This is a genomic window from Marinomonas vulgaris, assembly GCF_018145875.1.
GTDB classification, from domain to species: domain Bacteria; phylum Pseudomonadota; class Gammaproteobacteria; order Pseudomonadales; family Marinomonadaceae; genus Marinomonas; species Marinomonas vulgaris.
Genome location: NZ_JAGSSV010000004.1, coordinates 1 through 17,365 on the forward strand (window position 1 = coordinate 1; position 17,365 = coordinate 17,365).

Annotated in this window: 15 protein-coding genes; 9 read left to right on the forward strand and 6 right to left on the reverse strand. The window is 43.2% G+C overall.

Annotated features, from left to right (window positions below; translation table 11 throughout):
* The first annotated feature begins 949 nt into the window (after positions 1-949).
* From J9B83_RS04670 to J9B83_RS04700, 7 genes are all read left to right on the forward strand, one after another.
* Positions 950-1,270 carry a DMT family transporter gene (locus J9B83_RS04670; protein ID WP_211535582.1) on the forward strand — a complete coding sequence of 107 codons (321 nt, stop codon included), beginning with the start codon at positions 950-952 and terminating at the stop codon, positions 1,268-1,270.
* A 454-nt stretch (positions 1,271-1,724) separates the two neighbouring features.
* Complete coding sequence (locus J9B83_RS04675) at positions 1,725-2,855, forward strand: aminomethyltransferase family protein (RefSeq protein ID WP_211535583.1); 1,131 nt, start codon at positions 1,725-1,727, stop codon at positions 2,853-2,855.
* 104 nt (positions 2,856-2,959) lie between these two features.
* Positions 2,960-3,547 carry a dimethylamine monooxygenase subunit DmmA family protein gene (locus J9B83_RS04680; protein WP_211535584.1) on the forward strand — a complete coding sequence of 196 codons (588 nt, stop codon included), beginning with the start codon at positions 2,960-2,962 and terminating at the stop codon, positions 3,545-3,547.
* Complete coding sequence (locus J9B83_RS04685) at positions 3,547-4,497, forward strand: PDR/VanB family oxidoreductase (RefSeq protein ID WP_211535585.1); 951 nt, start codon at positions 3,547-3,549, stop codon at positions 4,495-4,497. Before J9B83_RS04680 ends, J9B83_RS04685 begins: the two co-directional genes overlap by 1 nt.
* A gap of 13 nt (positions 4,498-4,510) precedes the next feature.
* On the forward strand, positions 4,511-5,524 hold the full coding sequence (locus tag J9B83_RS04690; RefSeq protein ID WP_211535586.1) for a heme-dependent oxidative N-demethylase family protein: 1,014 nt from the start codon (positions 4,511-4,513) through the stop codon (positions 5,522-5,524).
* 364 nt (positions 5,525-5,888) lie between these two features.
* Positions 5,889-7,253 carry an ammonium transporter gene (locus J9B83_RS04695; RefSeq protein ID WP_211535587.1) on the forward strand — a complete coding sequence of 455 codons (1,365 nt, stop codon included), beginning with the start codon at positions 5,889-5,891 and terminating at the stop codon, positions 7,251-7,253.
* Positions 7,254-7,266: 13 nt separating this feature from the next.
* On the forward strand, positions 7,267-7,434 hold the full coding sequence (locus J9B83_RS04700; RefSeq protein ID WP_211535588.1) for a hypothetical protein: 168 nt from the start codon (positions 7,267-7,269) through the stop codon (positions 7,432-7,434).
* An 83-nt stretch (positions 7,435-7,517) separates the two neighbouring features.
* On the opposite strand, the gene J9B83_RS04705 is transcribed toward J9B83_RS04700, so the two are convergent.
* From J9B83_RS04705 to J9B83_RS04725, 5 genes are all read right to left on the reverse strand, one after another.
* Positions 7,518-8,522: a methyl-accepting chemotaxis protein gene (locus J9B83_RS04705; RefSeq protein ID WP_328797694.1), complete on the reverse strand. Its 1,005-nt coding sequence runs from the start codon at positions 8,520-8,522 to the stop codon at positions 7,518-7,520.
* Positions 8,523-8,687: 165 nt separating this feature from the next.
* Positions 8,688-10,034, reverse strand: coding sequence for an NAD(P)-binding domain-containing protein (locus J9B83_RS04710; protein ID WP_211535590.1), 1,347 nt, complete (start codon positions 10,032-10,034; stop codon positions 8,688-8,690).
* A 187-nt stretch (positions 10,035-10,221) separates the two neighbouring features.
* Positions 10,222-11,040 (reverse strand): PAS domain-containing protein, encoded by an 819-nt coding sequence (locus tag J9B83_RS04715; protein WP_211535591.1) that lies wholly within the window; start codon positions 11,038-11,040, stop codon positions 10,222-10,224.
* Positions 11,018-11,695: a response regulator transcription factor gene (locus J9B83_RS15995; RefSeq protein WP_328797695.1), complete on the reverse strand. Its 678-nt coding sequence runs from the start codon at positions 11,693-11,695 to the stop codon at positions 11,018-11,020. Before J9B83_RS15995 ends, J9B83_RS04715 begins: the two co-directional genes overlap by 23 nt.
* Positions 11,692-12,837 (reverse strand): sensor histidine kinase, encoded by a 1,146-nt coding sequence (locus tag J9B83_RS04725; protein ID WP_211535592.1) that lies wholly within the window; start codon positions 12,835-12,837, stop codon positions 11,692-11,694. Before J9B83_RS04725 ends, J9B83_RS15995 begins: the two co-directional genes overlap by 4 nt.
* A 327-nt stretch (positions 12,838-13,164) precedes the next feature.
* On the opposite strand from J9B83_RS04725, the gene J9B83_RS04730 reads away from it, so the two are divergent.
* Positions 13,165-15,456 carry a DUF1989 domain-containing protein gene (locus tag J9B83_RS04730; protein ID WP_236037119.1) on the forward strand — a complete coding sequence of 764 codons (2,292 nt, stop codon included), beginning with the start codon at positions 13,165-13,167 and terminating at the stop codon, positions 15,454-15,456.
* A 77-nt stretch (positions 15,457-15,533) separates the two neighbouring features.
* The gene (purU, locus tag J9B83_RS04735) at positions 15,534-16,394 is read left to right on the forward strand and encodes a formyltetrahydrofolate deformylase (protein WP_211535593.1); all 861 of its coding nucleotides are present in this window, start codon (positions 15,534-15,536) and stop codon (positions 16,392-16,394) included.
* A 23-nt stretch (positions 16,395-16,417) separates the two neighbouring features.
* Here the strand turns inward: purU and J9B83_RS04740 are convergent, their stop codons facing one another.
* Entirely contained in the window at positions 16,418-17,365 is a 948-nt protein-coding gene (locus tag J9B83_RS04740) for a LysR family transcriptional regulator (RefSeq protein ID WP_211535594.1), read from the reverse strand.

Here is a 17,365-nt window from a genome sequence, read left to right on the forward strand (position 1 = left end):
GCCGATGGTAGTGTGGGAGATCCCATGTGAGAGTAGGTCGTCGTCAAGCTTTAAACACTAGAAGCCCCACATAGCCAGCGCTGTGTGGGGTTTTTTATTGCAGACAAGCATGTGACATTAGGTTGTCTCAAGCTTTAAATACTAAGAAGCCCCACATAGCCAACGCTGTGTGGGGTTTTTTTATGCCTGAAATAATCCTATGCAGGTAACTCGCCTCTTGCTCAGCCATTGACTGGCGCCTGTCTCGTGCCTCGACGCGTCGGCGTCACTGGCAGAGTAAGAGGCTTATCAGATGAGATGGGTGGTTCCATCTGTGTCGGCGCAAGGCCTCAGAGCAGAGACGTTTCTGTTGTCATAGGTGTAATTTCTCAATGATTCTGTTTTCGATGTGATTCTTATGAACGAGTTTCTTGTTGTGTTATTTAGGCTGACGCGTCGAGGCACGAGACAGGCGCAAGTAAATGACATTACAAGAAGCTCGGCAGTGGTTGTCTCATATGACCTTGAGGAATGAGGCAGGCGCAAGTAAATGACATAACAAGAGGCACGCTAGCTGGGTTGTTCCAATTGCGTCAGTGTCAGAGGCTTATTGACCTGATTTGATGCGTAGGTATATTAAACAAATAAGATTATTTAAGTGCGATGAGAGCAGTTTGGTCGTGCAAGGGAGGTTTTCCGCTGCATCCATGCAGCTCGGGTTCATCATGAAAAGTGGACAGAGCCCCCGTCCTGGGGGAATCGCAAATCCCTTTGCCCTCTGTCTAGAAATAATTTAGTACAATAAAACATCAAATACAATACCTTTTTGCATGATATTTGACCTTTTTGTCCACATTAATTTTAATTTTTAATGAACCTATGAGGGGAGGAATATCTTAGTGTTGGTTAAAGTAGGCATATTTTTTGTATCAGCTCTGATCTTTACTCATTTTTGAAGTTGGGGTTGCGTATGTCATGGATGTATTTGTTGATTGCAGGTGTGCTTGAGTGCATGTGGGCAATTGGTTTGAAGCAGAGTAATGGTTTTACAAAATTTTGGCCTTCAGTAATTAGCGTTGTATTAATCATAGTAAGTTTATTTCTACTTTCCTTGGCCATGAGGACCATTCCCGTCGGCATGGCTTATGCTGTTTGGACTGGGATAGGAGCAACTTCGTTGGTTGTTATTGGTATGCTGTTTATGGGAGAGCCTGCAGGCATTGCTCGCATTGCGTGTTTGTTAATGATAGTTGGCGGTATTGTAGGTTTGCAGCTTATAGGCGAGACCTAGCCATTTTTCTTTTCTTATTTTCTAGAAGTTATGACAATAAATTTCATAACTTCTTATTTTTTTATTTCCCCTCAATCACGTTATTCTGTCTTTATATTCTAATGTGAAGTTAGCATGGCTCACTAAAAACCGCATTATTTCGCATCAATTCAGGGCGAATGGCCGTAGTCCGGTGCGTTTTTTCTCTTTCCTATCAAATTTACATCACTATTGATTTTTTAAAGTTTAAAAAAATCATATTTTTCAGTCTCTTAATTTTAAAGAATTTTAATTTCTCTTAAAGAATGAATTTGGCAGAGTTTTTGCTTTCTTATAAAGAAATTAATATTCCTTTTAGGTAACTCTTTTGTGCTTATTGAAGGTATTACGAGTGTAATGAAATTTCAGTTTCGTGGGCTTGAAGTCTATCGATCTGGTTTAGTTGTGAATTTTTAAACAATACAGGGAGCAGAACATGGCAACATCTTGGCGTTATTCAGCATTAGCAGAGAGACACCGACAGCTAGGGTCTAATCTTGAAGATTGGAATGGCATGGGTACAGCGTGGACTTATAACACTGATCTTGCTGCTTCACATGAGGCAATCAGAACGAAAGCAGGTTTGATGGATGTTTCAGGGCTAAAGAAAGTTCATTATGTAGGGCCTCATGCTGAGAGCCTGCTTGATTACGCGACGACACGCGACATATCTAAGTTATATCCAGGCAAATCCGTTTATGCGTCCATGTTAAACGAGAGCGGCAAGTTTATTGACGATTGTATTGTTTATCGCACTGGACCTAATGCTTTTATGGTGGTTCATGGTGCAGGTACAGGTTATGAAATGCTGATTCGGTCTGCTCAAGGTCGACAGGTAGCAGTGTTGTTTGATGATGATATGCACGATATTTCTTTGCAAGGCCCTGCTGCAGTAGACTTTCTTGCAGAACACGTCGAGGGCATTCGTGACTTACCTTACTTTCATCACACGCAAACGCGTTTATTTGGTTGCCCTGTGATGATTTCTCGAACAGGTTATACGGGTGAGCGCGGCTATGAGATTTTCTGCAAGACGGCGGATGTTGGTCTTCTTTGGGATACGATTCTAGAAAAAGGTGCCTCTTTTGGCATTATTCCATGTGCTTTTATGGCGTTGGACATGCTTCGTGTTGAAAGTTCTCTTCTTTTCTTCCCTGATGATAATTCTGAAACATTTGCTTTTGAAGATGAACCTGCTGGCGATACGTTATGGGAGCTTGGTTTGGACTTTACTGTGTCCAAAGATAAAACAGAGTTCCGTGGTGCAACCGAGCATTTTCGCTTAAAAAATAAAGAGCGTTTTAAAATATTCGGTGTGTTGTTAGAAGGCTCTACGGCTTCTCAAGCTGGCGATACTGTCTGGGCAGATGGAAAGCAAGTTGGCTTAATTACCTGTGGGATGTACTCAGGGTTGACTAAGAAATCGATGGCCATCGCTCGTTTTGATATAGATTACGCTGAGCAAGGTAAAGTTCTAGAGGTGAAAGGCAGTCTAAATGTACCTGCAATTGCTCATAACTTGCCATTTGATGATCCAGATAAGAAAAAGCGCACCGTGAAAGGGTAATTTTGCGGAGTGGTATTTCTTCACGCTATTGGCTGTGAATGACAGCCAATAGACGATGACTTTCTATTTTATCGTTCGATCATGTTATGAAGAGGAGGATGATCATGCAGTCCGAAGCGCCATCAGCAGTGACAAGTCGACCTGTTTACGCTCCCATTATTATTGATTCCTGTTCCGACAATGATGTTTTCATTTGTGAAAACCTTATGTCAGAGCAGATGCAATCCTTGTATTTAAAAAGCAAATGCCCAGCTAAGACTGCTCTGTGTATCACATCAGATGATACTGATATCGCTGTCGATGGTGTGGCTGAAAAACCAATAAAATTCCAAAAAATAAGCGATTTTCTTGGTTCTTTACCATCACTTGTAAAGCCAATGACGCTAAGAAGTCGAGTTTATTTAGAAGGTTCTGAGCCTTTTATGTGGCGACTATACGGTATGTTTTTAGCACAGGGGATGGTTGCAGAGCAGATAAATATGCAATCCCCCGTTAGTAATAAGCGAAGCCTGTTTTGTACGCATTGTTTTAGTGTGACAGACGATGTAACAACAACCGTTGCGCCTTGTTCAGGTTGTGGCCGCTTATTGCATGTGAGTGATCACTTTTCAAAACGCCACGCAGCGTACTTCTGTTATCAGGTAAACGCTGAAGACCCAAATGATGTTCCCCAAGTGCAGGAGTTGACGTGATGAGTGCCGATAAAATACAAGTCAAGGTAACTCGAATCGTTGATGTTGCCCCTAAAATTAAGGAATTCACTCTTGTCGGTGTAAACCGAACTTTGCCTGAGTTTTCTCCTGGTTCTCATGTCATGGTAGAAATGCAAGGGCAGGAGAAAACTTACCGTAATGCCTATTCACTGTTAAATGACGCGTTGGATTCTAGCGAATATCGAATTGCAGTGCGCTTGCAAGATGAGTCTCGTGGTGGCTCTGTTTATATGCATCAATCAGTAAAAGAAGGGGATGTGTTGTCCGTTACACCTCCGATGAATTTATTTGCACCATTGTGGCATGCAAAGAAACATCTGATATTTGCCGGCGGAGTGGGTATTACGCCTTTTATGTCTTACATTCCTGAGTTTCTTAGACAGGGAGTGAACTGTGAATTGCACTATATGTTCAGAGGATTACAAACCGGCGCATACCAAGAGGTTCTACAGCAAGAGTTGAAAACGACACTGTTCATTTACGATGCTGATAAAGAGCAACGATGTGATATAAAAGAGGTTTTGAAGTGTCAGCCATTGGGGACACATGTATACATTTGTGGACCCGAAAAGCTGGTTGAAGGGGTTGAGCAAGCCGCCATTGAGTTAGGCATTCCTCTGTCTGTTATTCATTCTGAAGCCTTTGCGGCGCCAAAGCCAGGCACACCTTTTAAAGTGGAAATTAAATCAACCGGTCAGGTTGTTCAAGTTGGTGAGCAAGACACCATGTTGGAAGCATTGGAAACGGCTGGACTGGCTATTCCCAACTTATGTCGTGCTGGCGTCTGTGGGCAATGTAGCTGTGCTGTTGAACAAGGTGATTTGGATCATAGAGATAATTATTTATCCGATAGCGAAAAGTCACTGGGTGCCATGGTCATGCCTTGTGTCTCTCGTGCCAACAGCGAACGAATTATCTTAGATATTTAGGAGTAAACAGGTCATGCGAGTAGCACCAAAACCAGTTCAAAGTTTCCGAGATGATTTCACTTACAGTAACAGTGACGAAGCAATAGAGCGCTTTCCGTTTCCTTTTGTTGAAGACGAATATCGTTACTCGGTAAACATCGAATCGCACACGCCCAAAGGCGGAACCGATTCTATCTATGAACATTTTATTGATATTGACGAGCATTATCTTTCTGAGATGGCGGAAAGAGCCATTGTGTTAGAAGAGAATCCGCGACGCTGTTTGTCTATGGGTCACATGGCATTGGCGGGCTGGGATTTTCTTGAAAGAATGATGGTGTCTCTATCAACCGACTACCCTCAGTATTTCTCTTTACGTCGTGATAAAGACCAATGGCATTGGGAAAATACGTTACTCGATATTCAGCAAGACTTTGTTTTTGGTGATGAAAGCACGTTACCAATGTCGCCTTTGGACTATATGGGGCGTCAGGTACAGGGCGATTTTGCTTTGCTTGATCAGCGCGATAACGATCTGTTCATGGATGCCGGCATGATTACCTGTCCTGCCGACTGGTCACTGGCGTTTGACGCCGGCATGAGTTTTAGCGAGTGGCATGGGCCAGTTCCCATGGCGCACAGTGCTGGTATTTTCGATAGAGCATTAAAATATCTGACTGCTATTCCTATTGGTAGTCCTGCTCGACGTCTCAATTGGACATTAACAGTGAACGCACGAATGGATACGTCGCCTGAAAAGTATCCAGATTGGGGGCATGAACGAACCACGGTAACCGCAGAGAATGTGGCTCAAAAAGTGTATCTGCGAGTCGAGTTACAGATTATGGACCGCATGCCACGCAGTAATGCACTCTTGTTCGTTATTCGTACTTATCTCATTAGCTTAGAAGACATTGCGACGAATCCCGAATGGGCGAAGCGTATGCACCGAGCAATGAAAACCTTACCTCAGCCACTGATTGACTATAAAGGCCTGACTCGTTATCACCATCTTGTTGTCGACTATCTTGCACAGTTTGACCGCTAACTGTATTGAGATATACGAATTAACTGTTGCTTATCGACCGTCTTTATTAGGGCGGTTTTTTTTCGTCCTAAAAAACTCGCTTGATTATAAAGCACACAATACGGGCAGGCTTGAAGGCGAGTGGTCATTAATTTGTCCATAATGGACCATTAATTAAGTATTTTTTCCTTTATTTAAAAGTCATGGCATCGTTTTACTTTTAAGTGTTTGATTTATTGTGACTTTTTATAATTGGCATAAAAAATGCTATTCTTTAAAAGAAATAAAAATTACTGATATGAATTTTTATTTAATAATTTCCAGTTAAGAAGAAACAGATCAGCAACACAAAAACCTACAAACAATTGCTTAAGAGGTATGTGTAATGGAACCAACAGCTCCAACAATCGAACAGTTGCAAGCTCTCATAGAGACGACAACAACAATTAATATGGAAGTCTTTTATTGGTGGTGTACCGCCTTTATGGTCATTATCCATGTGGGGTTTTTAGCTTATGAAATGGGAGCGTCACGATTAAAAAATACGCTCGCATCTGGTGTTAAAAATATTCTGGCTTTTGCCTTTATTATTCCTACCTTCTTCTTTTTCGGTTGGTGGATCTACCTAGCTATGTACAATGGCTTTACGCCAGATTTCGCAGCAGGGGCCGGTGGTTTGCCTTGGTCGACATCGATGGGTCCTAATATGTCTGATCACGCCAGTGGTATATTCTGGGGTGCATTTGTGCTATTTGCTGCGACCACAGCATCGGTTTTTTCTGGTGCCGTCATTGAGCGTATCAGAATGAGCTCTTTTCTTGTGTTAGCTATTATCCTTGGCTCAGTTGTTTGGATTTTAGGTGCATCTTGGGGATGGCACCCAGATGGTTGGTTAACCACAGAATGGGGTTTCCATGACTTTGGTGCGGCTGGTTGTGTTCATATGGTGGCCGGTTTCTTTGCATTAGGTGTCACCATGAATCTAGGGGCTCGAATTGGGCGCTTCGCTGAAGATGGTACCCCGGTTGATATCAAAGGGCACAATATGCCCATGACAGTAATCGGTCTGATGCTTATTATTGTTGGTTTCTTTGGTTTCCTTGGCGGCTGTATGATTTATAACGGCAGCGGTGAATGGACAACGATTTTCGGTACACCGGTTACGTTGTCTGCAGTTAGCTTCAATACACTAATGGCGGCGTCTGGCGGTATTATTGGTGCTTACTTTATTACGCGTCAACCATTTTGGATGATGTCCGGTGCTTTGGTCGGTGTTGTGTCTTGTGCTCCAGGCTTGGATCTATATTACCCACCCCTTGCTTTCTTAATCGCTTTGATTGCCAGTATGATTGCCCCATTAACAGATCGCTTCCTAACGAAACGATTTAAGTTAGATGACGCGGTTGGCGCATTTGCTGTCCATGGTATGGGTGGTTTTATCGGTCTTGTGGCATTAGGTATATTCAGCGGTTTTCCTAATATTGCAGAAGGAACGCCAAATATTTCTTTCTCAGGACAATTAATGAGTGCAGTAGTTATGGCGCTTCTTGGTTTTGTTCCTGGATTTGGGTTGTCGTATGTAATGGCGAAAATGGGCATGTTACGAGTACCGCCTAAAGCTGAAGTGGCAGGTCTTGATTTAGTAGAAGTTCCATTAGAAGCGTACCCTGAATCTAATCCTTCATCTAAAAACAATACGTTAACACCAACTTCTGCACCTACAGAACCAACTTCAACAGTTACCGCTTAATAAGGAGAACTATATGAATGCAAGTCCAATTACATCATGGGAAGGGGTAGCGGCTTACTTTACGTTTGCGAATAACCCAACGGCCATTTCTATTATTTTAACATTATCGATATTAGCAACCCTTGGCATCATTGTTGCCAGTGTTGTTCATGAAAATAAAACCTATATTGATTATAAATAAGAGTGTTTTATTATAAGAGTATAGATAGATACAAAAAAGGCCTCATATGAGGCCTTTTTTTATCTCTAATATCGTTAAGTGATTTATTTGCTTAGATTTTTTTGACTGTTATCTAACATGGTTTGAATTTTTTGTGTGGCCTCTTGAGTTTGCAAAGCCAGTTTTTTGACCTCGTGAGCTACAACAGCAAAGCCTCGACCTGCGTCACCGGCTCGGGCAGCTTCAATGGCGGCGTTCAACGCGAGTAAATTTGTACTGCTCGATATATGGGTGATGACTTCAACTATATGGGATATTTCTTGGTAGTTAGTTTGCATGTTTGTGTATTCTTGTTGCTGAGCTACTTCGGCTTTTTTCTCGGTAGAAATATCCCGTGCACTACCAACGACTCTCAGTAAAACACCGTTTTTATCACGAAGGCAAGCACCGCACTCTCTGAACCAAATATAGTGGCCAGCTTTGTGTTTCATACGGTATTCCGTGACATATTGATAATTAGAGTCATCACTTTGCATGAGTTGACCGAAAGCAGTCATGGTTGCATCAAGGTCATCGGGGTGAGCTACGGCAAAGTAGCTATCCCAGCCATTGGGAAATTCTGCCTCGTTATAACCAATAAGTTCGCGAAATTTAGACGACCAAGTAATGACGTTATCTTCGTGATCGGGGTCACCATTAATGACGCTAAGATCCCAGTACCCCTCAGAGATAACAGTCTGTGCCAGCGTCCAAGCGTTTTGGTTTTGCGTACTAATACGATACTGCTCAGATAAACGAGCCTGTTCTTGAATCAAGGTTTGAATTTGATGCTGTAGCTTGGTGTTATTATTTTCTTGCTCTTGTTGTTGTGCTTTTAAATAACGAATTTCATTCAGTCGCTGCTCTTTTTCCTGTTTATCGATGAGGTTTTTTTTATTAGCGTCTTCTGCTTTTGTTTTTTGATATTGAGAAAGCTGTTGTATCTTTTTTTCTAAATAAGACAGAGTTAGCTTTTCATGTTTTTGGGTTTGGTAATCTGGAGGAAGAAGTGAGTCAATTTTTTCAAATAAACTATTAAGGGAATGTTTTGATGGGCCAAATAAACGCATTTTATTTATCCTCATTAATGACTAATAATGTAAATATAATTCCTATTATTAAACCATAGATAAGAAATAAATTGAGATATTTAAGTGACCTTGATTGTAATTATTTAATGAAAAGTGCTAAACCAATTCTTAATGATGGTTTAGCACTTTTGGAAGGGAGTTAAATCATTTGTCGGATAAGTAAGCTTCTAAGGAATCGTCTAACGCATCAATCCAAGGTGTATGATGAGGTGGTGACATGGTTCCTGTCATTAATGAACGATAAGAGTAGTTTCTAAAGTTCATAATGTCGTCTTTCTTATGGTGCTTCCATTCAAGGAAAGTTTGACGGACACCCTCGATATCAAAAGTGGGATAGTCTGTAGCCTCAATAAGCTCAAGAATATAATCTCCTTGAAAAGTGAACATTTCTTCTGCTGTTTCCAGCGTTAATTCTCGTTCACGCCATGCCAGACTATTATCAATCATGTCTTGTTTAGATGTCGGTAAGGCAATCTTACCCATGATGATATCACGCACATACCAAGCCTGAGCATCAAACATATTGAATGTATACCATTGATCCTGCATACCAAGATAAAACATTTGCGTATTGTTTTCCCACACTACGCCTTTATATAGATCAAGAGGCCATAGGCGGTTATCTGTTTTTAGGCGTAGAGATTCTTCTAAGAAAGGGAAGTGATGCAAGTAACCCGTGCATAAAATGATGGCGTCAATTTGCTTACTTGTACCATCGACAAAGTGTGCAATATCACCCTCAACCTTAGTTAAAAGCGGTTTTTCTTCCCAGTTTTCAGGCCATTTATAACCCATTGGGGCGGAGCGATAACAAGATGTGATCGATTTAGCGCCATATTTGTAGCACTGAGACCCTATGTCTTCCGCTGAGTAGCTGCTGCCAACGATCAATAAATTTTTGTCTTTAAATTCAAGTGCATCACGGAAATCATGGGCATGAAGAATACGACCGCCAAAGCTTTCAAATCCTTCAAAAGAGGGCACACGTGGTGTTGAAAAGTGCCCAGAAGCAACGATCACGTTATCAAATATTTCTGAATACACCACGTCTTTGTTATTGTCATGTACGGTAACAGTAAACTGCTTTGTGGTGTCATCAAAGGTTATATTGTGTACAGGGGTATTGAAGCGAATGTATTTTCTGACGTCGGCTTTTTCAACTCGACCTTTAATGTAGTCCCACAATACTTCTCGTGGAGGATATGACGCTATGGGCTTGCCAAAATGCTCTTCGAAACTATAGTCTGCGAATTCAAGGCATTCTTTTGGCCCATTTGACCAAAGATAGCGGTACATACTGCTGTGAACAGGCTCTCCATTTTCATCCAATCCGGTACGCCAAGTATAATTCCATTGCCCACCCCAGTCATTTTGTTTTTCGAAACAAACAAGCTCAGGGATGGCTTCGCCTTTCGCTTCTGCTGATTGAAAGGCTCGTAATTGTGCTAAGCCACTTGGGCCTGCGCCAATAATGGCAATACGCTTTTTCATGCTTTTCTCCGACGGTAAGTTGGTTGCGATTTCATTCTCTGATTCGAGGAATAACATAAGGGTAACAATAAATGAGTGTGTCTTAAACACCTCAAAGAGAATACAACAAAAGGGGTAGTCTAAATTTACGGGTTAATATGATGTGTTTTCTGATAATATTGTGTCGATTTTTCCGGTTATTTTACCGTCATAACGTCTCCATAATTACCCCTTCAATACTCAGTACAGCCCCTGTTGCGGAATAAATACCTTGGCCTTTTTCAATGACATTCAAGTAATGACCATCAACATGCAGAAGGCGGTAATGTAACTCAAAGTAACGACATTCTTGTAAAGCGACTTGTACTTTCCCCCAGACTTTCTCGGCATCTTCTGGGTGGATTAGGTCACCAAAAGATAATTGTGGTTGATTAATCAGCTGACTAGGCTGATAGCCGGTTAATGCTTTACAACCTTCACTGATGTATTCCATTGACCAGTTATGATTGTTTCTTCCGCGATACAAAATGGCGGGCATACGGTCAACTAAACCAGACAAATTCCGATGATTGGCTTTACCTATTTCAGTTTTTTGTATGCGAGTCGTGACATCTCTGAGTGTAGCGGTGAGTGAGCCAAAAAAAGTATTGTATGAGTGCTGTAAGTGTATTTCGCACCATTTTATGTCCCCATCAGAGACCAATAACCGAATCAGCAGCTTGGATACACTGTGGTGTTTTGAGTGCTGGGGTTGAGTCATTCTATCAATGGCGTGCTGCCATTTCTGATGATCGTCTGGGTGAAGAAAGGCGGTAAAACGAGTTGTGGCGTTCAGTTTATGTTGAGCACTGAGTTGTCTCCAATAATCATTACTGTAATGAATAACCGAGTCTTGATCTAGCATTAGTACAGCGTCGGTTAAGCTATCAAGAATACGATCCGGTTCAAAGCCAAAACTAGATGGTTTTGTTGTCTGATTAAAAAAGCCTTTACCAAAAGTTAATTTATTCCAAAGAAAAGTCAGCATTTTTATGTGCCCAAGCAGCCAATGCGAGACGTGAACCAAGATTCAGTTTGCGCAGTAAATTTTTGACGTAAACTTTCACCGTACCATCGCTGATACCCAGTTCTCTGGCGATCAATTTATTGCTCATGCCTTTAGCTATTAACAAAAGTGTCTGTCGTTCTCTTTCTGTTAAATCGCCAGTGCTGGAGGTTGTCTGTAGAACGGGAGCCGCCTCTGAAATATGTCTTGCCAGCATGGTGACGCCAGCCGGATCAATAGCAATATTGCCAAGAATTACGGATTCTAATTTTTGCAAAATATCATCTGGGTCAGAATCTTTTAGCAAATAGCCATCGGCTCCAGAGGTAATCGCTTCAAAAAGCTCATTACTGTCATCAGATGCGGTAATAATGACTACTTTGAGAGCGTTGTTTCGCGCCTTAGCTTCTTTTAGCAATACCAAGCCAGACAATTTTGGCATGTGAAGATCAAGGAGCAACAGATCAATAGTCAGTGACGCCATGGTGTCTAGAAAATCATGGCCGTTATCAAAATCTGCAATGACTCGAAAAGCCGGACTGTCGTTTAAAAGCGCTACGATACCGCGACGAAATAAAGGATGATCGTCTACAACCACGACTTGGCTTGCTATTTGGTATTCTGTTAACTCGCTCACAATGTTGACCCTTTGATTAAGAGCTCTACGGAAGTGCCACCGTTTTTTCGCGCTGTAACAGTCAGTTGCGCCGGTATTTTATCTGCTCGCTCTTGCATGATAAGCATACCGAAGCGGCCTTTGTGCTGGTTGTTTTTGGGTATCCCTATGCCGTTGTCTTCAATTCTAATGATGAGGTCATTCTGAGGGGATTGCGTGATTTTGAGACGAGCATGGCTCGCATCAGAGTGGCGTACCACATTGCTTAAGGCTTCTCGGATGATATAAAGCACTTGAATGTCGGCAGCGGTGTGGGTGTGATGGCTGACGCGGTTATCCACTTCAAAGACAATACTGGAGCGTTGTTCGAATTCTTCCACCGCGATTAAAATGGATGGAATAAGCTGTCCTGTTTGTAAGTTAAGTCGAGAGGTTGCAATTAGGTCTCGAGACTGACGATAGGCTAGCTTCACCTGGGTGGCTATATCGTCACTGATGGTTTTGGCTGTTGGGTTGGTTTGCTCGTCACAAAGGTCAGCTAGTTGGCAAGATTTGATTCTAAGATAACTTAAGGTTTGTGCCAGCGTATCATGCAACTCTGCCGCATGGGAGGTCTGAGTTTTATCAATAGCATGCTCAATGCTCACTTGGTGCTGTTGCCAAATCGTCAGCCCTTTTTCCAGTGCTATCGCTAAGGGTTGTAAACAAGCGTCGATCTTTTCTTTGGATGGTGTGGCCTGATCAAAGCATACGATCAACCAAGCGTTTGAACTCAACTTTTGTTTGGTATTTTGGCAAGGAATTTTCTGCACATGCATAGGCGAATTTGATAATGGAGCAGGGCGATCAGCCGCATGGTGAGTTAATTGATAGCGCACTTTTTGGAGCAGAGACGGCGATGGATTGAGCTGATTAGCGTGTAGAAGTTGGGTGTGCTCTTTTCTACTAGAAGGCGACACAATATAGAGATCACCATTTAGCGTTTCTTTAATGATGACTTGCCAATTGGTCAACGCGTTCCTGAGCGTAGCGTCTACATCGGTGGTCACCGCCAATTCCAAAATCAAGCTGGTGACATCGTCACTGGGTTTGTGGTTGTGGACGATCGGTTTGAAGAACCACCAAGAAAGGCCATGCCACCAAGATAAAAAAGAATTCGCCATAATTTTGAAGACCATTTGTTAGAACACTTGGTTAAGAATAAAGTCTAATCATATTGATTCAAATGAGTAGCAGAGAGTGTGCCAATGTACTGCAACCTTGGCGGCCTTTGATCGATTACTCCCTAAGGAATACCCCTTTCTGACAATTGCACAAAAAAACACTATAAGTAAAAATTTTTCACTGTAGAGAATATGGCGGCGCTTTTTTTGAAGCATCATTGAAATGCACCAAATGTGTTCTCTTTAAGCTGAGTTGCACTTGAATCGTCCAGTATATGATCAATGCAACTATCTCTATTTAGCGTGTCTATTGTTTGGAGTGTCACCATGGATAAGCTGCAAAATGCGCTTATGGAACCAAAAGAACGCCACCAAGTGTATCGTGTGCAGGGTCAAGAAGCTTTAAGGCTGACCATCAAGCAGGGTGAATGTATCGAGATCACTTCCCCTGATCGTCAGCAAGGCTGTGAAATTCTGCTGATACCAGAGAGCATTTTGCCTACGTGTTTCACCGAGCACCCAACCGCGCCAGCGAGTCGTGCTCGTGCTCAGCTAGCCCAACAATCAACCAGTGCGCAACAACTGTCGACTCAACTGTCATCATGGGGCATCACTGATGCGCATCTTGAAAGCGCTTACTGTTTTGATGCCAATGAGTTACCCAACATGATATTCGATCAAGCGACCGCGCTTATTGTGTTGTGTTGTGGCGAAAATATGCCAGTTGACGAACAGCAACCGGTGACTGAGCTGTATGTAAAACACGGGTCAAGTGATCGAAACAATGACTTACCCGCTCCCTTAGCTGAGGTGAAAAATGAGTATCGCGTTCCGCGCTGTAATGCCGTCAGTTATCAAGTAAAAGCCGGTGAGTGGATACAAATTATCGATGTAGAAGGACGACAATGTTCTGATTTTGTGGCACTGGATTACCAGGCTTTGCAGCAAGGCAAAGAAATCATATTAGATGAGGTCGGAACACGAAGCGACACCGGACGAAGCACGCCGCTGCCTGGTATTTATTCTAAATTCACAGACCCATATCAACAAAATATGATGGAGCTGGTTCAAGATACGGTAGGTCGTCATGATACCTTTATGTACGCTTGCAATGCTAAGTTTTATGAAGAAAGTGGTTACTTTGGCCACGCTAATTGCACCGATAACATCAATCGGGTTCTCAAACCATTCGGCGTTAAATCGCGCTTTGGCTGGCCTGCTATTAACTTTTTCTTCAATACCGTCGCTAGCCAGTGTGGTGCGATTGGTTTTGCCGAACCTTACTCTCGAGCGGGCGATTATGTATTAGTGCGCGCGAGTCGAGACATGCTCTGTGTGTCGACGGCCTGCCCGGATGACATTGATCCTTCAAATGGCTGGAACCCAACAGACATTCACATTCGCATTTATGGCGCGGAGCACGATTTTCCTCGTGCAATTGGATACAGACTCACTCCAGAGGAACTACCTCGTATGACCAAGCAAACAGGTTTTCACCCTAGTACATCGCAATTAACCAAACAATTTACCGAGTACCGTGGATACTGGGTGGCATCAGAATATGATAATTGGGGGGCGAAAGCCGAATATCTTGCCTGTCGTGAACGTGTGGCCATGATAGATTTATCCCCGCTGCGCAAACTGGAAATACGTGGCCCAGATGCGGAAGATTTTTTGCAGTTAGCGCTCACTCGCAATGTGCGCCGAGTATCGGTGGGCGAAATTGTATATTCAGCCATGTGCCATGAAACAGGTGGGATGATTGACGACGGCACCTTATTTCGTCTTGGCGAGCAAACGTTTCGTTGGGTGTGCGGTGATTCATACGGTGCGATTTGGCTGCGAGAACTTGCCGAGAAAAGAGGTTTTAACGTCAGTATTCAAGAGTCGACCGACCAAATTCATAATGTTGCTGTGCAAGGTCCGCGTAGTCGAGAGCTGTTGCAAAAGCTCATTTGGACACGGGAATCGCAGATAGATTTTGTTGATCTTAAATGGTTTCATTTTTTAATTGGTCGATTGGGTGGTCCAGACGGTATCCCACTCATGGTGTCAAGAACGGGTTACACCGGAGAGTTGGGTTTTGAGGTTTGGTGTCATCCTGATCACGCGACAAAAGTGTGGGACGCTATTTGGCAAGCAGGGCAAGCGTTTGATATTGCGCCATTAGGGTTTGACGCTCTGGATATGCTGCGCATCGAAGCGGGACTTATTTTTGCTGAGCATGAATTTTGTCCTGAAACCAACCCTTTTGAGGCCGGCATTGGGTTTACCACACCGCTAAAAACACAGCAGGAGGACTTTATCGGACGCGCGGCTATTGAGCAGCAAAGTCCAGCGAGTAGAAAGAAGCTGGTCGGCTTGCGGCTTGAAAGTAACGACCTAGTTCACCACGGTGATCAAGTATTCAATGGGCGTTATCCTGTTGGGCTAGTCACCAGCTCTATGGTGTCGCCTTTGTTGAAAGGCCAATTAGCCATGTGCAGAGTTTCGCCTGCTTTTTCTGAAGTCGGCACAGAGCTAGAAATTGGCCAGCTAGACGGACAGCAAAAGCGTATTAAAGCGATTGTTACTGGTTTGCCTTTTTATGATCCAGAAAGAACAAAAGTAAGATCTTAGATCGCCACAAGTTGGCGTTTAAAAGATGAGAATAAATACCCATATACAGACAACAGTAACGAATAAATGAGGATGGTATGTCGACTTCTAAAGAGTTCATTTTAAAAGCATCGTGTGATGCAACCAGTGGTATTGTGGCGTCGGTGTCCACGTATTTGGCGGAGCATGATTGCTATATTTCTGAAATGCATCAGTTCGATGACGAAGAAAATCAACGTTTTTTCATGCGTGCTGTGTGTCGAATTGAAGGCGATGAGCAGACCATTGACTCGATCAAAGCCGATTTTGATGAACACGTAACGTCCTTCAACATGACATGGAACATCTACGATACCAATGAGCATGTGAAGGTGTTGCTCATGGTGAGTAAGTTTGATCACTGCTTGGACGATTTGTTATACCGCCATCGCAAAGGTGAATTGCCCATGGAAATTGTAGCAGTGGTTTCTAATCACAAAGATCTACGTCCGATGGCAGAGCGAGAAGGCATTCGTTTCGTTCACTTGCCTGTCACCAAAGAAAATAAACGTGAACAAGAGCTTGCCCTACTGGATATAATCGCCGAAACAGGCACTGAGTTGGTGGTACTTGCCCGTTACATGCAAATCTTGTCCGATTCTTTATGTCGCGAACTGAATGGTCGAGCGATCAATATTCACCATTCTTTCTTGCCCGGTTTTAAAGGTGCGAAGCCTTACCATCAAGCCCATGAGCGCGGGGTAAAACTGATCGGCGCAACGGCTCATTATGTAACGTCGGATCTGGACGAGGGGCCAATCATCGCGCAATCTGTGCAGCCTGTGGATCATACCTATTCCCCAGAACGATTGGTGGCCGTGGGTCGTGATACCGAAACCGTGGCTTTAGCGACGGCAGTGAAAATGCACCTTGAACACCGTGTTTTCATGCACAACAATAAGTCTATCGTATTTAAATAAATCGATTGTTTGTGTTAGCAGTGCTAGTGCGCACCGTGCTTTGGAAGGGTGCGCGCTTCTTGTGTTAGCCACTGATTAAGTTGACTGATGGCGTCCTCGTTCCTTCGGCTTTCTTTATAGGCAAGATTAAAGCGAACATTGGTTCTATAAGCGCGACAGGGAAGTTTAATCAGCGGCGTTTCGTCGTTTTTTTCGTTCATCATGTAGTCGTTCACCAAGGCGATGCCAAGTGAGTGCTTCGCCGCTTCATAAGCCAGCATAAGGTGACTGAAACGATGGAATTGAATCTGCTCTGGTAGGGGGAGGTTCATGTTAGCAAACCAGCGTTTCCAATCTTCAATGTGGCGATCATAAATACTGTATGAAGTGATCAGTGGAAATTGAGCCAGTAAATCAGGTGACTCTTTTAAGGCCTCTGATAATTCATGATCTGTGGTCACCCCCAGCTTGCTTTTGATCATGTCATAAAAAGGCACGCTGCAGACCGCAAACAATTCTTCCACATAAAAAGGCTCAAATTTAAAGCCACGTTTTTCTGTATCGACGGTGATAAAAAAGTCTGCCGTGCGATCAGACAATTCTGGCGTGCTGTGGCTCATTTCGATGCACAGTTCTAAGTGTGGGTATAAGTGCTTTAAGTCGGGCAACCTTGGAATCAACCAATACACGGCAAAAGAGCTGTACACCGCCAAGCGAATCTGGGTTTTTTGTTGCCCTTTCATTCGGTTCGTCGCGTCTTCAATTTGCGCCAAAGAATGGCTGATGGAATCCAGGTAGTATTTTCCCTCCTTTGTGAGCTCCAAACGTCGACCTTGGCGGTGAAACAAGCTCTCCCCAAGATGATTTTCTAGCAGGCGTATCTGGTGCGAAATCGCGCTTTGACTGACGTTTAACTCTAACGCCGCAAGGGAAAAGCTGTTTAAGCGAGCAACAGCTTCAAAGATGGGTAATGTTTTCAAAGGAGGGAGCAT